The organism is Bradyrhizobium sp. LTSPM299 (assembly GCF_000938235.1).
Lineage (GTDB): Bacteria > Pseudomonadota > Alphaproteobacteria > Rhizobiales > Xanthobacteraceae > Bradyrhizobium.
The window spans coordinates 180,132-198,086 of sequence record NZ_JYMU01000007.1 but is presented as its reverse complement, the minus strand read 5'-3'; the positions used below and the strand labels follow the sequence as shown (position 1 = coordinate 198,086).

Sequence of the window (17,955 nt, the reverse complement as noted above, 5' to 3'; positions counted from 1 at the left end):
CTGCCGTGCTGCGGGCTGTGCGCCCGTGCGTTCTCCATCGCACCGAGAGATGGTCATGCGAAAGTTCTTCACGGCACTGGTCGTCATCCCGCTCGGACTGATCGCCATCATCTTCGCGGTCGCCAACCATCATTGGGTGACGGTGTCGTTTGATCCCTTCAATTCCACCTCGCCGGCGATTGCAGTCACGCTGCCGCTGTTTGTCGTCATCATCGTCTCCGCGATCCTGGGCGTGATCGCTGGCGGCATGGCCACCTGGTTCCGGCAAGGGCGCTGGCGCCGCGCGGCCCGGCAGCACGAGGCTGATGCCCGTCAGGCCCGCGCCGAGGTGGCCGATCTCAGGGCCGCGGCGGTCGCCTCCCGGGGCGACGCGCAGCGGCTTCCAGGCCCGGCCCAGATCGGCTTTTACGGGTCCGCCGGGCGAGACAAGCAGGGCGCGACGTTGTAGAACCCGCCCCGTCGGACCGGGGCGCGCCCCGGTTCCGGCTGCCCGAAAGCCCGTTTGTGAGACCCGTTCCAAGACTATGTCCCTGCTCGTCAAAATCTGCGGCCTGTCCACGCGCGAGACGCTCGACGTCGCGCTTTCGGCCGGTGCCGATATGGTCGGGTTCGTGTTCTTCTCCCCGTCGCCCCGCCACATCAGCCTCGAGGTCGCGCGCGATCTCGGCAGCCGCGCCAAGGGCCGCGCGGTGAAGGTCGCGCTCACAGTCGATGCCGACGACGCCACGCTCGAAAACATCATCGAGACGCTGCGGCCGGATATCCTGCAATTGCACGGCAAGGAAACCGTCGCGCGGCTGCGCGACATCAAGCAGAAATTCGGGCTGCCCGTGATGAAGGCGCTGCCGGTCGAGACTGTGGCCGACCTCGCCCCGCTGCCAGGCTATGCCAGTGTCGCCGACCGCATCCTGTTCGATGCCCGCGCGCCGAAGGAGGCCACGCGGCCCGGCGGGCTCGGCGCTACCTTCGACTGGCACGTGCTGGAAAATCTCGATCTCGCTTTGCCGTATATGGTCTCGGGCGGGCTCTCCGCCGACAACGTCGCCGAGGCTGTCAGGGTCACCCGTGCCGGCGGCGTCGATGTGTCGTCGGGCGTCGAGCGTTCGCCCGGCATCAAGGATCCCGAACTGATCCGCGCCTTCATCCGCGCCGCGCGCGCAACCGACCCTTCTTCACCTCTCCCCGTTTACGGGGAGAGGTCGACCGCGCAACGCGCGGGCGGGTGAGGGGCATTGCCACGATGATCGAGCAAGTGGAGAGACCCCTCACCCCAACCCTCTCCCCGCAAGAGCGGGGCGAGGGAGTGGAAACAGCGCCGCGACGCGGCAAGAAGAACTGATGGTTCGATGAATCCAAACCTGCCCAATTCCTTCCGCAGCGGGCCCGACGAGCGCGGGCATTTCGGCATTTTCGGCGGACGCTTCGTCGCGGAAACGCTGATGCCGCTGATCCTCGAGCTGGAAAAGGCCTATGCCGAAGCCAAGGCCGATCCGGCGTTCCAGGCCGAGATGAACGGCTATCTGAAGGACTATGTCGGCCGGCCCTCGCCGCTCTATTTCGCCGAACGGCTCACCGAGCATCTCGGCGGCGCCAAGATCTATCTGAAGCGCGAGGAGCTCAACCACACCGGCTCGCACAAGGTCAACAACGTGCTCGGCCAGATCATGGTCGCGCGCCGGATGGGCAAGAAACGCATCATCGCCGAGACCGGCGCCGGCCAGCATGGGGTTGCGACCGCGACGCTGTGCGCCCGCTTTGGGCTCGAATGTGTTGTCTATATGGGCGCGGTCGACGTCGCGCGGCAGCAGCCCAATGTGATCCGCATGGAGATGCTGGGCGCCACGGTGATCCCGGTGCAGTCGGGCGCGCGCACGCTGAAGGATGCGATGAACGACGCGCTGCGCGACTGGGTCACCAACGTGCACAATACGTTCTACTGCATCGGCACGGTCGCTGGTCCCCACCCCTATCCGATGATGGTGCGCGATTTCCAGTCGATCATCGGCCATGAGACCCGCACGCAGATGCAAGAGGCCGAGGGCCGGCTGCCGGACTCGCTGATCGCCTGTATCGGCGGCGGCTCGAATGCGATGGGCCTGTTCCACCCGTTCCTCGACGATCCCTCGGTCGAGATTTTTGGCGTCGAGGCGGCCGGCCATGGGCTGACGCAGCTGCATGCGGCATCGATCGCCGGCGGCCGCCCGGGCGTGCTGCACGGCAACCGCACCTATCTGCTGATGGACGGCGACGGCCAGATCGAGGAAGCGCATTCGATCTCGGCCGGGCTCGATTATCCCGGCATCGGCCCCGAGCATTCCTGGCTGCATGAGACCGGCCGCGTGACATATCTCTCGGCGACCGACGAGGAGGCCTTGGCTGCCTTCCAGCTGCTGTCGCGGCTGGAGGGCATCATCCCCGCGCTGGAATCGGCGCACGCCATCGCGAAATTGCCGGAGCTCGCGCCACGGCGGCCGAAGGATCATCTGATGGTGGTTAATCTCTCTGGCCGCGGCGACAAGGACGTGCCGCAGGTCGGCGACATCTTGAAGGGCAGGAAGACGTGACCACCCGTATCGACGCTACCTTCGCCGAGCTCAAGAAGCAGGGCCGCTCCGCCTTCGTCACCTTCGTGATGGCCGGCGATCCCGACCCCAAGACTGCGCTCGACGTCATCAAGGCGCTGCCGAAGGCCGGCGCGGACATCATCGAGATCGGCATGCCTTTCACCGATCCGATGGCCGACGGCCCGTCGATCCAGGCCGCGGGCCTGCGCGCGCTGAAAGCCGGCATGACGCTCAGGAAGACGCTGGAGATGGTCCGCGGCTTCCGCAAGGACGACGATGCTACGCCGATCGTGCTGATGGGCTATTACAATCCGATCTACATCTACGGCGTCGACACATTTTTGGTGGACGCGAAGGCTGCCGGCGTCGACGGCCTGATCATCGTCGACCTGCCGCCGGAAGAAGACACAGAGCTCTGCATCCCCGCGATGAAGGCGGGGCTGAACTTCATCCGGCTGGCGACGCCGACCACCGACGACAAGCGCCTGCCGGCGGTGCTCGCGAACACCTCGGGCTTCGTCTATTACGTCTCGATCACCGGCATCACCGGTAGCGCATCGGCCGACACGAATGCGGTTGGGGAAGCTGTCGCCCGCATCAAGCGGCATACCAAGCTGCCGGTCTGTGTCGGCTTCGGCATACGTACGCCCGAGGCGGCGCGCGCGATTGCCGAAAACGCCAACGGCGCGGTGGTCGGCACCGCCCTGGTCGATGCCATCAAGGACAGTCTGGATGCCGAGGGCCGCGCGACGTCCAGGACTGTGACGGCGGTGGCGGATCTCGTGTCGTCGCTGGCCCAGGGGGTCCGGGGCGCCAAACAGGCCGCAGAATAAGCCACAATTTGCGGCAACAACGCCGCTGATGGCAGCTTGCCGGGTTTCGGCCGGCCCGCCATATATCCATATGATGCGGGACCGACCCGCATGTCGGAGCGAACCATGAATTGGCTCACCAACGTTGTCCGGCCGAAGATCCGCAACATCCTGCGCCGCGAGACGCCGGAGAATCTCTGGATCAAATGTCCGGATTCCGGGCAGCTGGTGTTCTACAAGGACGTCGAGGCCAACCAGTTCGTGATTCCCGGTTCGAATTACCACATGCGCATGGGCGCGGTGGCGCGGCTGAAGTCGACCTTCGACAACGAGACCTGGTTTGACGTCGCGCTGCCTGAGGTCACGGCCGACCCGCTGAAATTCCGCGACGAACGCAAATACGTCGACCGCATCAAGGACGCCCGCACCAAGACCGGGCTGCATGACGCGATCAAGGTCGGTTACGGCAAGCTCGAGGGCGCCGGCGTCGTGATCGCGGTGCAGGATTTCGATTTCATGGGCGGCTCGCTCGGCATGGCCGCCGGTGAGGCCATGGTGCGCGGGCTCGAGCTCGCGGTCGAGAAGAAGTCGCCCTTCGTCGTGTTCGCGGCCTCTGGCGGCGCGCGGATGCAGGAAGGCATTTTGTCGCTGATGCAGATGCCCCGCACCACGGTCGGCGTGCAGATGCTGCGCGAGGCCAAGCAGCCCTACATCGTCGTGTTGACCAATCCAACCACCGGCGGCGTCACCGCGTCCTATGCGATGCTCGGCGACGTTCAGATCGCCGAACCCGGCGCGTTGATCGGCTTTGCCGGCGCGCGCGTGATCGAGCAGACCATCCGCGAAAAGCTTCCCGAGGGATTTCAGCGCGCCGAATATCTGCGCGAGCACGGCATGGTCGACATGGTCGTGCACCGCCACGAGATGCGGGCCACGCTGGCGCGGCTGTGCCGCCTGTTCACGAAATCGCCGGCGCTCGACACCCCGTCGAAGCCTGCGGTCGTCGTCACCGAGCCGGCCCAGATCGTCACGGCGCCGGAGACGGTGCCGGCTGCGCCCCACGCGTGACCGCGAGCGCCGCCTCATCGCAGCCCTCGTTCGAGGCGCTGATCGCGCGGGTGTCGGCGCTGCATCCCAAGCGCATCGATCTCAGCCTCGATCGCATGCTCGCGCTGATGGAGCGGCTCGACCATCCCGAGCGCAAGCTGCCGCCGGTCATCCATGTCGCCGGCACCAACGGCAAGGGTTCAACGATCGCCTATTTGCGCGCGATCCTGGAGGCCGCCGGCCTGCGCGTCCACGTCTTCACCTCGCCCTATCTGGTGCGGATCAACGAATGCTACCGGCTGGGCGCAGTGGGTGGCGGTAAGCTCGTCGGCGACGACGAGCTGCGCGCGACCTTCGAACATTGCGAGCGCCTCAACGCCGGCAACCCCGTCACCATCTTCGAGATGGAAACGGCTGTTGCCTTCAGCCTGTTCGCGAAGCACCCGGCTGACGTCGCGCTGCTCGAGGTCGGCCTCGGTGGCCGGCTGGATTCCACCAATGTGGTCGAGACGCCGCTGGCTTGCGTGATCGCGCCCGTCAGCATGGACCACATGGAGTTCCTCGGCGACACGTTGCCATTGATCGCCGGCGAGAAGGCCGCGATCATCAAGCACAAGGTGCCGGTGATTTCTGCAGAGCAGGCGCCGGAAGCGATGACGGTGGTCGAGGCGCAGGCCAATCGCATGCGCGCGCCGCTGCACGCGGCTGGGCAGCAATGGCATGTCAGCGTCGAGCGCGGCCGGCTGGTCTATCAGGACGAGCGCGGCTTGATGGATCTCGCGGCGCCAAAACTGTTCGGCCGTCACCAGTTCGACAATGCGGGACTGGCGATCGCGACGTTGCGTGCAATCGACGCGTTCAAGCTCAACATCGCGGCCTACGAGACCGGCATCGTCACTGCCGAATGGCCGGCGCGGATGCAGCGGCTGGTCTCCGGAACGCTCGTCAGCCAGGGGCCGCGAGGCTGCGAGATCTGGCTCGACGGCGGGCACAATGCCGAAGGTGGCCGGGTCGCCGCGGCAGCTCTCGGCGATCTCGAGGAGCGCGTGTCGCGGCCGCTGGTCGTCATTGCCGGCATGATGGGCAACAAGGACGCGGGTGCCTTCCTCGCCAACTTCGCCGGGCTGACGCGCCATATCATCGCAGTCCCGGTGCCTGGACGTGACAACGGCATGCCGCCGGATCGGCTCGCCGATGCCGCCCGCGCGCTCGGCATGCGCGTCGAGAATGCAACCGGGGTCGACGTCGCGCTGCAGCGGCTCGCCGCGCTGGCCTACGAGGTGCCGCCGCGGATCCTGATCACCGGCTCGCTCTATCTCGCCGGTCCGGTGCTTGCCGCCAACGGCACGCCTCCTGCATGATCCATCTCGTGTCCCGGACGCGGTGCAGCGCGTAGCGATGCTCCGCAGAGCCGGGACCCATCTCGACGCAATGGGCCCCGGCTCAGCAGCGCGCCACTGCGTGCTGCGCTGCGTCCGGGGCACGCAAGGGGGACGATTGAGATCATGCGTTTTGCGGCCATCGCCGACATCCACGGCAATCACCTCGCGCTTCAAGCCGTGCTATCGGACATTCGCTCGCAGGGGATTTCCGACATCGTCGATCTCGGCGACATGCTGAGCGGACCGCTCGATGCACGGCCGACGGTGGATATCCTGATGGAGCTCGGCGCGGTCCATTTGCTCGGCAATCACGACCGCTATCTGATCGACCGCCCACATGAGAAGATGGGCTCATGGGAACGGTTGGTCCATACCCAACTCGAGCCGCGGCATCTCGACTGGCTGCGCACGCTGCCGACGAATTCAGTCTATCGCGACCAGGTCTTTCTGTGCCACGCAACGCCCGCGGATGACGAAACCTATTGGCTAGAGACGGTGCTGCCGAACGGCGAGGTCTGCATGTCGTCGTTGGAATCGATCGAGGCGAGGGCCGTTGGCGTGGCGCAGAAGCTGATCCTCTGCGCCCATACCCACATCGCCAGTGCGGTCCGGCTTCGCGACGGCCGGCTGATCGTCAATCCCGGCAGCGTCGGCTCGCCCGGCTATCGCGACACCCATCCACACCCGCATGTCGTCGAGGCCGGCTCGCCCGACGCGCGCTATGCGATCCTCGAACAGGTCGATGGCGACTGGCAGGTGACCTTCCGCCATATCCCATACGACCACGAGGCGATGGCGGCGCTGGCGCGGCAGCACGGCAAGGCCGAGATGGCGTCGGCGCTGGCGACGGGATGGATCAGGTAGCTTTCGTCGAGTCGCTGAATGATGACGATAGGGCACCGCCGCCGTGACGCGCTTCGTTTCGCGCCGGCTGTTCCGCTACCGGCGGCTCTTCGTCGCGGAATCGCGCGGGGACCAGCCGCGTGCGGTCGACCGTCAAATCGAAGATGTCGAAGCGGTTGTAGTAGCCGACGACATCGTGAAACTGCTTCGGCTCGATGCAGCGATTGAGGTCGAGCTGCGCATACGCGATGCCCTCCTCATCCTGCAGCACGTCGCCAAACACTTCGCCGGTCGGATCGACGAAAAAGCTCGACGCGCGCGGCGTATGGTCGATCACCTCTGCGATTGTGGGATCGCGTTCGATCAAGAAGGCGCGCATGACTGCGTCCATGTAGCCGGCGGTCACGATGCCAAACGCCTTGGCTTCGAAACAATGGGCGCTGGCACGGATGCGGTTGGCGGCGACATTGTTGAAATTGCCGCCGCCTTGCGGACGTCGTGTTGGCCACATCGGCGGCCAGCTCGAGACGTGCACCTGCTCGCCCTGCGCCATCAGCGCAAAGCGTGCCAGCGGGTTGGTGTTTTCGCCGCAGATCAGCCCGCCGATCCGGCCGAGGCGCGTCTCCGCGACCTTGAGCCCCGCGCCATCGCCAGATGACCACACCAACTTTTCATAGAATGTCGGCACCAGCTTGCGATGGTGCACCAGGATATCGCCGGTCTCGCCGATTAACAGGTTGGAATTCCACAAGCCGCCGGCGCTGACGGCAGAACGTTCGCTGATCCCGATCGAGACGGTGACGCCGAGCGCGCGGGCCTCAGCGCAGAGCTGCGCGACTTCGGGGCCGTCCACCAGCACGGACTGCTCCGCCATGCGAACGAACAGATCGTGATTGTCGATCGGCGGCCACAGCGCGGCCCAGACCGGAAAGGCCGGAATATAGGTTTCGGGGAAGGCGATCAGCTCGGCGCCGGCCCTGGCGGCCTCGCGGATGATTGCAACCGCCTTTTCGGTTGTAGCCCGGCGATCGAGAAAGACAGGTGCGGCGTGGACGGCGGCCGCCTTGAAGCGAGGAAGCATGGCTGAAAAATCCGGCACCAAAAGGGACCGAAGCGGTATCATTGCGGCCCTCGTCAAGCGCATCGGAATTGTCGCAAGGCTCGTTGCGGAGGATCGGAAGCCTCGCCTTGGAACGGGAATTGCGTTGCCGAGGGCAGAAGAGGACGCCGAAACCGGAGACCAGAATGTTCGATACCCTGAACTGGGACGATTTGCGGGTATTTCTCCATGCTGCCCGCGCCGGAAATCTCAGCCAGACGGCCAAGCGGCTGCGGCTTGACCACTCCACTGTCAGCCGGCGGATCGCCCAGATGGAGGCGTCGCTCGGGGTTGCGGTGTTCGAGCGCCACCGCACGGGTCTCAAGCTGAATGAGATCGGCGAGCGGCTGCTGCGCCATGCCGAGCGGGTCGAGAGCGCGGTGATCGCCATTCGCGAGGAAGCCAGCGCCGGCGACACCGAGGCCCTGGTCGGGACGGTGCGCCTCGCCACCATGGAGGGAATCGCCTCGCTCTATCTGGCCGAGCGCTTCGCCAATCTGCGCCGCACCGCGCCGCAACTGACCGTGGAGCTCATCACCTCGGCGCAGACGGTCTATGTCCACAAGCGCGAGGCTGACCTTTTCGTTTCATTCTTCCAGCCTCCCGGACCGGGCCTGATCTCGGAGCGGATCGGCAAATTCCGGCTCGGCCTGTTTGCAAGCCAGGCCTATCTCGACAGCCACGGCATGCCCGCAAGCCTGCGCGACCTGCAGGACCATTGGTTCGTGTCCTATGTCGGAGACCTGATCCAGGTCGAATCGGTGCGCTGGCTCGCCGACGTCATCGAGGAGCCGAAAGTCGCGTTCCATTCCAACAGCATGATCGCGCAGATGAACGCAGCGGCGGGTGGTCTCGGCATTGTCATGCTGCCGAGCTTCGCCACGAACAACCGGCCGGACCTCATTCCCGTGCTCCCCGGCATTGCCACGACCGCGCGCGAAGTCTGGCTGAACGTTCACGGCGACCTGCAATTCGCCCCGCGCATCCGCGCCGTCCGCGCCTTTCTCAAGAACACCCTGAAGCGGGATCCGGATATGCAGGTGACGCTTGCGGACGCCGTGCCGCAGCCGCGCACGGAAGATTGCAAAAATCCGTAGTTCCCTTCCCGGAGGGCGCGGCTGAAGCTTGACGGATGAGCGCAGGGCAACGCGCATTTCGCAAGTTTTGAGGAAGCAATATGAACGCGGTTATTCCCGGGAAAGCCGATCCGATGCCGAGCGGCGTCGCTTTGGCCAGGAAGCGGCTGTCGGTCGCGCTGGTGCTCAGCGCCGCGATGATCGTGATCTATTTCGGTTTCATGGGGCTGTTTGCGTTCGACAAGCCGCTGCTCGGCACCATCCTGACCCCGGGCTTGTCGCTTTGCATCGTACTCGGCCCGCTGGTCATCATCTCCTCATTCCTGCTCTGCCTGATCTACGTGCTGTGGGCGAACCACGTGTTCGACCCCGGCATCCAGAATCTTCGCTAAGGGGAAGCGACAATGGGCAGCAGCACGCTTTCGATCGGGTTCTTCTTCGCTTTCATGGCACTAACCTTGGCGATCACTTATTGGGCCGCCCGGCGCACGCGCACCACCGAGCATTTCTTTGCCGCCGGCGGCCAGATCACACCGTGGCAGAATGGCTGGGCGCTGGCGGGCGATTTCCTGAGCGCAGGTGCCCTGCTCGGCATTGCCGGCATCGTCACATCGAACGGGTTCGATGGCATGATCTATTCCATCGGATGGCTGGTCGGATGGCCGATCATCCTGTTCCTGATCGTGGAGCCCTTGCGCAATGTCGGCCGTTTCACCTTTGCGGACGTCGTGGCCTATCGCTTGTCGCAGCGGCCGGTGCGCCTGGCCGGCGCTGTCGGCACGCTCGCCGTGATCCTGTTCTATCTGATCGCCCAGATGGTCGCGACGGGGTCGCTCATCAAACTGCTGTTCGGCCTGCCTTACACTTGGTCCGTGGTCGTGGTCGGGAGCGTCATGCTGATCTATGTCCTGTTCGGCGGCATGCTGGCGACGACATGGGTGCAAGTCGTCAAGGCTGTGCTCTTGATGGGCGGCGGCATGGTGCTCGCATTTCTCGTCTTGACCCATTTCGACATGAACCCGCTGAAACTGTTCGCTGCAGCATCCGAGAAATACGGTCCCCAGGTGCTGCAGCCGGGATCGAAGGTGGTCTCGGGCCAATGGGATGCCATCTCGCTCGGGCTCGGCCTGATGTTCGGGACCGCGGCGATGCCGCATGTGCTGATGCGGGCCTATACGGTGAAGGATTCCAAGGCGGCGCGGCTGTCGATCCTCTATGCGACGGGGATCATCGGCGTCTTTCACCTGATGGTGTTCATCATCGGCTTTGGCGCGATGGTCCTGATCGGGCCCGACGTTGTGGCGAAGGCCGGAGGCGGTGGCAACATGGCAGCGCCCCTGCTGGCGCTCGCCGTCGGCGGCAACGCCTTTTTCGGTTTCATCTGCGCGGTTGCCTTCGCGACGATGCTCGCGGTGGTCGCCGGCCTGACGCTGTCGGGCGTCGCCACGATCTGCCACGACGTCTGGACCAACGTGGTCAGGAACGGCGAGGCTTCCCAGTCCGAGCAGCTCAAGGTGGCGCGCGTGGCGGCCGTCGGCATTTCCATCCTTGCGATCATTCTAGGCGTCGCCTTCGAAGGTCAAAATGTCGCCTTCATGGCTGGGCTCGCCTTCTCGATCGCCTGCGCGGCCAATTTCCCTTCGCTCGTTCTCGCCATCACGTGGCGGCGCTTCACGACGCCGGCAGCGGTCGCCAGCATTCTCGTGGGCACGCTGAGCTCGCTGGTCCTGATCTATCTCTCGCCGACCATCCAGGTTGATCTCATCGGTAAGCCGATCGCCCAGATCGAGCATCAATGGTGGTTCGTATCGCTGCGCAATCCAGCTATCATCAGCATGCCGCTTTCCTTCGCCGTGGCGATCCTCCTCTCGCTGGTGACACGGGAGAAGAACGCGGATTCCACCTTCGATGAGATGCAACGGCGCATATTGCTCGGACCGCTCCAGCCGCACGCCAACGGAGAGGGCCAGACGATGAGCGCGGCCTGAATTCGGATCGCGGAAGCCGATCACAAAAACAAAACGGCCGGCGATATGCCGGCCGTTTCACAATCAGCAAATTCGAAACGGATCAGACCGCAGCGGTGATCCACTGCTGCAGCTTCGCCTTCGGCGCGGCGCCGACCTGACGCGAGGCCATCTCGCCGCCCTTGAAGATCATCAGGGTCGGGATCGACATCACGCCATACTTCGACGCGGTCTTCGGGCTCTCGTCGACGTTGAGCTTCACGATCTTGATCTTGTCGCCCATCGCGCCGGAAATCTCGTCAAGGGCGGGCGCGATCATGCGGCACGGTCCGCACCATTCGGCCCAGAAGTCGACGACCACCGGCCCGGTCGCCTTGAGCACTTCGGCTTCGAAATCGGCGTCAGAAACCTTGCCAACGGCCATGGGAGTACCTCGTTCGGTTGAAACATAAGGGCGCGACGGAGAATCGGCCCGGAAAGCATGCGGCAAACGTATGAACGCCCCCTTGCCGGGTCAAGCTCGGTCACGCTGTCCTGATCTTATGCCAGCCCGGCGTCCAGCGCGGGGGCGGAAATCTCCATCATTTCAGGTGTTTCGGTCCACAAAAGCGCGGCGCGGACGGCTAGCTGGGGATAAAGCTTCGACAGCACCGCGCGGTACAGCGCGAGCTGCCTGACATAGCCCCTCGGGGCCTCGGCGGCGGTTTTCGGCGGGGCGTGGTTGGTCTTGAAATCCACGATCAGAACCTCCTGGGGCGTCACCACCAGCCGGTCGATCTGGCCGGAGACCAGCGCCTTTGGCTGGCCTGACAGCTCCAGCCGGCCGACGATCGAGACCTCGGGGCGGCTTCCGGCCGCGAACACCGGGGCAAAGCGCGGATCCGCGATCAGGCCAAGCACCTGGGCTGCGAGCGCCGCGCGCTCGTCGTCGCTCCAACCATCGGCATTGCGCGCGAGATAGGCCAGCGCGGCGTCGTGGCGCCGCTCGGCGGCGACATCGGGCAGCGACTGCAGCAGCCGATGCACCAGCGTGCCGCGCTGCAGGGCGCGGGCGCGCAGCAGGACGGATTCGCCGGTCCGCACCTGCTGGCCGTCATGGTCAGCGGGATCGGAGGGGCGCAACAGACTTGGCGTGGAGGCTTCGGGCGCGGCCGGGGCGCGCAGCCATGGCGGCAGCGCCAGTGGCACCGCTGCCGCTGCCGCCGCCGCGCCGGTGGCATCGGCGACGTCCTCCGGTCGAGAATAGCGCATCACCTTGCCGGCCGGCGTCTCCAGCTCCTCGAGCTTGAGCCCGGAACTGGCGAGACCCTTGGTGATCAAATCGTACCAGGAGAATTTCCGAACACTGTTCATGTTACCGGGCATGCAGCCACCGACCACCAGCCGGTCGGCGGCGCGCGTCATCGCGACATAGAGCAGGCGGCGGTACTCATCCTCGGTGTCGCCGAGCATCGCCTTGCGCGCGTCCGCGACGCCGGGCGGGTCCTCTGCCTTCTTGCCCGCCCACACCACGACGCCGGGTGCATGCGGCGCGGCGTTGCCCTGCGGCAGATGGATCAGCCGCAGCCGCTGCGTATCCGACGGCGAGGTCGTGGTGTCGACGAGGAACACCACCGCGGATTCGAGGCCCTTGGCGCCGTGCACGGTCATGACACGGACCTCGTCGCGCGAAATCTCCATGTCGCGCTTCACCTCGGTGTCGGCCGCGCGCAGCCAGGCGACGAAGCCTTGCAGCGAGGCCGGCGCCTTGCGCTCATAGCCCAGCGCGAGCTCCAGAAATTCGTCGAGCGCGTCGTTGGCCTCATGCCCGAGCCGCCGCAGGATGCGCGCGCGACCGCCATCGCCGCCGAGCAGCCGGGCGTAGAAGGCGAACGGCGTCTCGTCGGCAAAGCGGCGCTCGCATTGTTCGAGACGTCGAAGCGCGGCCGAGAACCGATCATCGGTCGGCGCGTGCTTGGCGAGCGCGTCGCGCAGCGAGCCGCAGCGTTGCCAGGCCAGCTTGAACAGATCGTCGTCGGTAAGGCCGAACAGCGGGCTCTTCAGCGCCACCGCGAGCGCGAGATCGTCCTGCGGCAGCAGCAATGCATCGGCGAGGTTCATCAGATCGATGATCGCGATGTGCTCGGTCAGCTTCAGCCGGTCAGCGCCCGCGACCGGGACGCCGGCGTGCTTCAGCGCCTGGATCACCGCATCGAAGGCATTACCTCGCCGCCGCACCAGGATCAGCATGTCGCCATAACGCAAGGGGCGGCGCGCGCCTTCGCTGCCGGTCATGGTGCCGCTCTCGACCAGGCGCTTGATCTCGGCCTGGATCCGCTTTGCCAGCTTCACCTCGGGGCTCGTTATCGCGACGCCGTCGAACGGCGCGCGCCAGCCTTCGATGTCCTGGCGGTCGTCGGCCACTGCGAGATCCCAGAGCTCGATCAGGCTCGGGCCGGCGTCGGCCATCGCGTTGTGGATCGGATAGCCGTTCTCGACCGCGTGGATGCTGCGAAAGATCTCCTGCTCGCGAAATACATGGTCGACCGAATGCAGGATCGTCGGCCCCGAGCGGAACGAATAGGTGAAGGAGACCGGATCGAATTTCAGCCCGGCATCCTCGAACCGCCTTTGCAGCTCGCGGCGGCGCAAGTCGAATTCGCGCGGTGCGGCGCCCTGGAACGAGAAGATCGACTGCTTCTCGTCACCCACCGCAAACACGGTGCGCATCAGGCCGTCGCGCGCGCCGGCACCCGAAGTGAATTCCGAGATGATATGCGCAACGATGTCCCACTGCCGGGGGCTGGTATCCTGCGCCTCGTCGATCAGCACGTGATCGACGCCGCGATCGAGCTTGTAATGCACCCAGCCCGAGGAGACGCGGTCGAGCATGTCGAGCGTCTTGTCGATCAAATCGTCATAGTCGAGCAGGCCGCGTTCCAGCTTCTCACGGCGGTAGTTCGCGGCTGCCGCGGTGGCGATATGGATCAGCGCCTCGGTGCGGTCGCGGGCGACCACGGCGCGGCGACGCTCGATGAGCGGCAGGATACGGCGGATTTCGGCCTCGAACAGGCGGCCGATCGCGGGGTTGTTGTCGGAGAACTTCTTCGTCACCACCGACTTGCGGGGCGCGCGATCGGCCTCGGTCAGGAACACGGCGAGATAGGCATCGACCCGCGCGGCGTCGGTGAACACCAGCGCGGCGCGGAGCCGCGCCGCCTGGTCCTGATCGGACTTGCTGCCGGTGTCGAGAACGGCTGCGATTCCTTCCCATCCCGAACGCGCGAGATAGGGACCGTCGATGATCTCACGCTCGACGTCCTCGATGCGATCGTCGGGAGCGACGCCGAGCGCGGCCGACATCTGCGCGGCGGCCGCGGCCGCGCTGCCGGCGGCATCGGTCCAGGCCATAAAATGGTCGCGACTGAGACAGGCCTCGCGGACCACGTCCTTGAAGGTAACGTCGGCGGCGTTCGCCATCGCGGTCATCAGCGCGCGGCCGATCGGACTGTCGGGATTGCGCGCGGCGTCGAGAAAAACGGCCAGGTTGGCACGCTCCATCATCTCGTTCTGGTCGCGGTCGTCGAGCACGGCAAAGCGCGCCGGCACGTTGGCCTCGAACGGAAACTGCTGCAGCAGCCGGGTGCACAGCGCGTGGATGGTCTGCACTTTCAGGCCGCCCGGCGTTTCCAGCGCGCAGGCGAACAGTTTTCGCGCGTCGCGCCGGAGCTTTGGATTCGGGTGGGCGATGCCGGCATCGCGGATCGCGTCATCGAGCGCGGCGTCATCCAGCGTCACCCAGTGGCCGAGCGTCGTGAACACGCGTTCTGCCATGTTGGCGGCGGCGGCCTTGGTGAAGGTGATGCAGAGGATTTTTTCCGGCGGCACGCCGTTGAGCAACAGGCGGATCACCCGCTGCACCAGCACATGCGTCTTGCCCGAGCCGGCATTGGCCGACACGAAGGTGGACGCTTTCGGATCGGACGCGCGGGCCTGCGCGTCGCGCACTGCGGGCGGAATCGGGCGAGGTGCCTTCACCATTCCTCGATCCCCAGGCCGCCGGCGGCGGACCATTCCTTGATGCGGGCGAGATCGTCATAGGCGCCGTAGCGGTTCGCCCACATCGAGAGGTTCAGCGAGGTGTAGGCCTGTTGCTCGTCGTCGAAAGCACGAATCAGCGCCTCCAGCTTGTGACGCGCGCTGTCGGCGGCCTCATCGGGCGGCTGCGGTGTGTCGTTGGGGCGGATCTTCAGTTCCAGGGACCGCTGTTCGCCCGGCGGATTGTTGCCGCTCAGCCTGACATAGACGAGTTCGCCGACCGAGGAGGCGGCGGGAATATCGGCAAAGCCGCCCTCGCGCAGGATCGCTGCTTCCAGCGTGAGCTGCGGCGACAGGCCCATGCGCACCTGTTTTCCCGTGGGCGGCTGGCCGGTCTTGTAATCGAGGATCGCAAAGCTGCCGTCGTCACGCCGCTCGATGCGGTCGGCGCGCGCCGAGAGCACGAAGGTCCTGATATCGTCGAGCGGGATTCCGATCTCGCCCCGGGTCTCGGCCTTGATTGCAGCGATCTGACCGCGCCGTGCGGTCTCCCATTCGGCAAACCATGCGGCGATGCGCTGGAAGCGCGGCCACCACAACGCGCGCGCCTCGGGGCGCTCCATCAGCGGCGCGAAGTGCTTGCCGCCGATTTCGCGCAGCGTGCGCATGGTGTCGGCGGGCAGCGCGTCGGCATAGGATTGCGTGAATTCGCCGAGCGCTTCATGGATCGCAGAGCCGCGGTCGGCTGCCGACAGCGGCATGTCGACGGGATCGAGCGGGTCGAGCTTCAGGATGAAGCGTGCGTAGATCGTGTAGGGGTCGCGCAGCCAGTCTTCGATGGCGGTGACCGACATTTTCAACGGCCGGGTCTCGCGCGGCGGCCGGGGCTCCGGCTGCGGAACCGGCTCGACCTCGTCGGGACGATCGAGCTCGGCGGCATATTGCACATAGACCTCGCCGGCCGTTGTCGCCGCTTTCCACCGCTCTTCGCCCGCGACCGCTTCCAGCCGATGCAGGAAGCGCGAGGCGACCGCCGGCGCGCCGCCGACCTTGGCGGCGTGGGTGAGGATCACCTCGTCATGGCCGAGCAGTTGCGCGAAGTCATGCGCGGAGAGGCCGATGCGCCGCTCCGGCAGGTCGAGCCCGAGTTCGTGCCGCATCGGCCGGCTCAGCCAGGGATCGATCCGCGGCGCCGGCGGCCAGACGCCCTCGACCAGTCCGCCGAGAATGACGCGGTCGGATTCGGTGAGACGCGCCTCGAGCTGGCCGAAGATGTTGAGCTGCGCGCGAGCGGACTCCGGCCGCCGCACCATGCGGTCCGCAAATGCCGTCTGAAACACTTCGGGATAGTCGGCAAGCGGCGTCGCCAGCCCGTTCGGCTGTTGTTTTGCAAGCAGATCGTCGAACGACGCGGCCAAGGCCGCGCCGGCACGCTCTTCGAACACGCTGGCGACGCCGTGCTGGTCAGAGGACAACGCCAGCAACGCCTCGCGATGGCGCGATGCCAACTCGGCGAAGTCGTAAGGTTTTGACGACGCCATGCCCTCGAGCGGCGCCAGCGCCGCTTGCAGTTTTGCGATAAGGGCCTGTGCCTGATCGAGATCGCCGTCTCGCAAGCGCGCACGCTGTTCCTGCCGATGCAGCGAGGACGTCTCGCCGCTGTTAAGTTTGACGAGCTCGGCACGGAAGCGCGCGAAATCGCGCGCGAGGCCGGCGCTGCCGGCCTGTGGCCTTGTGCCGCGCAACAGTGCCAGCTCCAGAACTTCGATCGCGCCTTTCAACGCGCCATGTGCGCCGCCGAGCCGAAACAGCGGATGCTTGAGCAGCGCGAGCAATGTCGGCGGCTCCAGTCCTCTGGCCGCGGCCTCCGCGGTGAGGCGGGCGAACACGCCGGGCGAGCTCTCCATCAGCGCGTCACCGCCGGAATCGTCGAATTCCAGATTCCAGCGCGTCAGCGAGGCCATCACCCGACGCGCCAGTGCGCGATCCGGCGTGACCAGCGCGGCCGATTTGCCGAGATGCCGTGCCTCGCGCATCGCCACCGCGATCGCCAGCGCCTCCATCTCCGGATTGGGCGCCTCGACCACGGCAAGGTTGGTCATCCCGGCGGAGATGCGTTCGGCGATCTCCGGCCGTTCCAGCCGGTCGTGCCATTGTGCGGTGGCGGTCGACGGCCGCATCGTTTCCGACACCAGCACGTCGCGGCCGAGCGGCGCTGACGCCGCGAGACTCTCGACATCGCGTCGTTTGATGCCGAAGCGGTCGAGCAACGCATGCATCGCAAATTGCGGATGGTTCGACGACGGCGGCGTAGAGAACCGGCCATCCGCATTGCGCTCGCCGCCGATCGTTTGCCAGGACTCTTCGTCGAGATCGGTGTCGAGCCCCGGCAGCACCACCGCGCCGTTCGAAAGCTTCGCCACCGCATGGAGGAATTTTGCGGTCGCCGGCATCGAACCGGTCGAACCGGCCGCGATCACCGGGCCGGCGTGATGTGCGGTGAGCCGCGCCGCCTCCGCCTCGATCAGGAGATCGCGCCGTGCGGCCGGCTCGATCCTGCCTATCTCTTTCAGATAGTTCGGCCACGCGTCGCGCGCGATGCGCAGGAATTCGAGCGAATGCTGCCAATATTTATCGAGGTGATCCGGTACCAGTCTGTCGAGCGCGCGCCAGTCGACGCCACGCGTCACCATGTCATCCATGAGACGCGCGAGATCGCCGGCGAGCTGCAGCGTCGAGGCCGGGCCGCCGACCACCAGCGGCGACGACACCGGGGTCTTGGCCCAGGCCGCGACCAGATGCGCCAGCGTCAGCCGGCGCTCAAGTTCGCCGAGTTTTGGTGGAATGTCGAGCGGCGCGGTGCCGCCAACCTCCTCGGACGGGTCGGCGAAGGCGAGTTCGTCTTCATCGATGTCGCCGAGCGCGACGATGCGTGGCAGCACCGCGGCGTCCGAATCGAGCACGTCGAGGAAAATCTCGCGCGCCAGCCGGCCGGCGCGCCGGGTTGGCAGATAGAGCGTGGCATTGGCGAGTTTCGCGGCGTCGTTGCGCGCCTCGAATCCCGCGACCAGCCGGCCATCGACCAGGGCCGAGACAACGGTGCGCAGGAACGGCGCGGAGACGGGAACGCTGAAAACGCGCATGGGCT

Annotated in this window: 14 protein-coding genes; 10 read left to right on the top strand and 4 right to left on the bottom strand. The window is 65.9% G+C overall.

Translation table 11 applies throughout. The features are described 5' to 3' along the window. The first annotated feature begins 55 nt into the window (after positions 1-55). The 7 genes from UP10_RS05375 to UP10_RS05345 all read left to right on the top strand — a co-directional run bounded on the left by UP10_RS05375 (position 56) and on the right by UP10_RS05345 (position 6,669). Complete coding sequence (locus tag UP10_RS05375) at positions 56-448, top strand: LapA family protein (protein ID WP_044586505.1); 393 nt, start codon at positions 56-58, stop codon at positions 446-448. Between the two features lie 76 nt (positions 449-524). Next, on the top strand, positions 525-1,226 hold the full coding sequence (locus UP10_RS05370) for a phosphoribosylanthranilate isomerase (protein ID WP_044586333.1): 702 nt from the start codon (positions 525-527) through the stop codon (positions 1,224-1,226). Between the two features lie 120 nt (positions 1,227-1,346). Next, positions 1,347-2,564 carry a tryptophan synthase subunit beta gene (gene trpB / locus UP10_RS05365; RefSeq protein ID WP_044586332.1) on the top strand — a complete coding sequence of 406 codons (1,218 nt, stop codon included), beginning with the start codon at positions 1,347-1,349 and terminating at the stop codon, positions 2,562-2,564. Further along, positions 2,561-3,397 carry a tryptophan synthase subunit alpha gene (trpA, locus tag UP10_RS05360; RefSeq protein ID WP_044586331.1) on the top strand — a complete coding sequence of 279 codons (837 nt, stop codon included), beginning with the start codon at positions 2,561-2,563 and terminating at the stop codon, positions 3,395-3,397. The genes trpB and trpA overlap by 4 nt, the downstream gene beginning before the upstream one ends. Before the next feature lie 105 nt (positions 3,398-3,502). Beyond that, on the top strand, positions 3,503-4,444 hold the full coding sequence (gene accD / locus UP10_RS05355) for an acetyl-CoA carboxylase, carboxyltransferase subunit beta (RefSeq protein WP_044586330.1): 942 nt from the start codon (positions 3,503-3,505) through the stop codon (positions 4,442-4,444). Next, positions 4,441-5,784, top strand: coding sequence for a bifunctional folylpolyglutamate synthase/dihydrofolate synthase (locus UP10_RS05350; RefSeq protein WP_044586329.1), 1,344 nt, complete (start codon positions 4,441-4,443; stop codon positions 5,782-5,784). The genes accD and UP10_RS05350 overlap by 4 nt, the downstream gene beginning before the upstream one ends. A 144-nt stretch (positions 5,785-5,928) precedes the next feature. Beyond that, entirely contained in the window at positions 5,929-6,669 is a 741-nt protein-coding gene (locus UP10_RS05345) for a metallophosphoesterase family protein (protein ID WP_044586328.1), read from the top strand. On the opposite strand, the gene UP10_RS05340 is transcribed toward UP10_RS05345, so the two are convergent. Further along, complete coding sequence (locus UP10_RS05340) at positions 6,662-7,729, bottom strand: carbon-nitrogen hydrolase family protein (protein ID WP_044586327.1); 1,068 nt, start codon at positions 7,727-7,729, stop codon at positions 6,662-6,664. The genes UP10_RS05345 and UP10_RS05340 overlap by 8 nt on opposite strands. Before the next feature lie 164 nt (positions 7,730-7,893). On the opposite strand from UP10_RS05340, the gene UP10_RS05335 reads away from it, so the two are divergent. The 3 genes from UP10_RS05335 (at position 7,894) to UP10_RS05325 (ending at position 10,811) form a co-directional block, all read left to right on the top strand. After that, positions 7,894-8,844, top strand: coding sequence for a LysR family transcriptional regulator (locus tag UP10_RS05335; protein WP_044586326.1), 951 nt, complete (start codon positions 7,894-7,896; stop codon positions 8,842-8,844). Positions 8,845-8,924: 80 nt separating this feature from the next. Continuing rightward, on the top strand, positions 8,925-9,215 hold the full coding sequence (locus UP10_RS05330) for a DUF485 domain-containing protein (RefSeq protein WP_044586325.1): 291 nt from the start codon (positions 8,925-8,927) through the stop codon (positions 9,213-9,215). 12 nt (positions 9,216-9,227) lie between these two features. After that, positions 9,228-10,811, top strand: a complete 1,584-nt coding sequence (locus UP10_RS05325; protein ID WP_044586324.1) for a solute symporter family protein — start codon at positions 9,228-9,230, stop codon at positions 10,809-10,811. Between the two features lie 82 nt (positions 10,812-10,893). On the opposite strand, the gene trxA is transcribed toward UP10_RS05325, so the two are convergent. The 3 genes from trxA to addB form a co-directional block, all read right to left on the bottom strand. Further along, on the bottom strand, positions 10,894-11,214 hold the full coding sequence (gene trxA, locus UP10_RS05320; RefSeq protein WP_044586323.1) for a thioredoxin: 321 nt from the start codon (positions 11,212-11,214) through the stop codon (positions 10,894-10,896). 116 nt (positions 11,215-11,330) lie between these two features. After that, complete coding sequence (addA, locus tag UP10_RS05315) at positions 11,331-14,810, bottom strand: double-strand break repair helicase AddA (RefSeq protein ID WP_044586322.1); 3,480 nt, start codon at positions 14,808-14,810, stop codon at positions 11,331-11,333. Then, positions 14,804-17,950, bottom strand: coding sequence for a double-strand break repair protein AddB (addB, locus tag UP10_RS05310; protein ID WP_044586321.1), 3,147 nt, complete (start codon positions 17,948-17,950; stop codon positions 14,804-14,806). Before addB ends, addA begins: the two co-directional genes overlap by 7 nt. Positions 17,951-17,955: the final 5 nt, after the last annotated feature.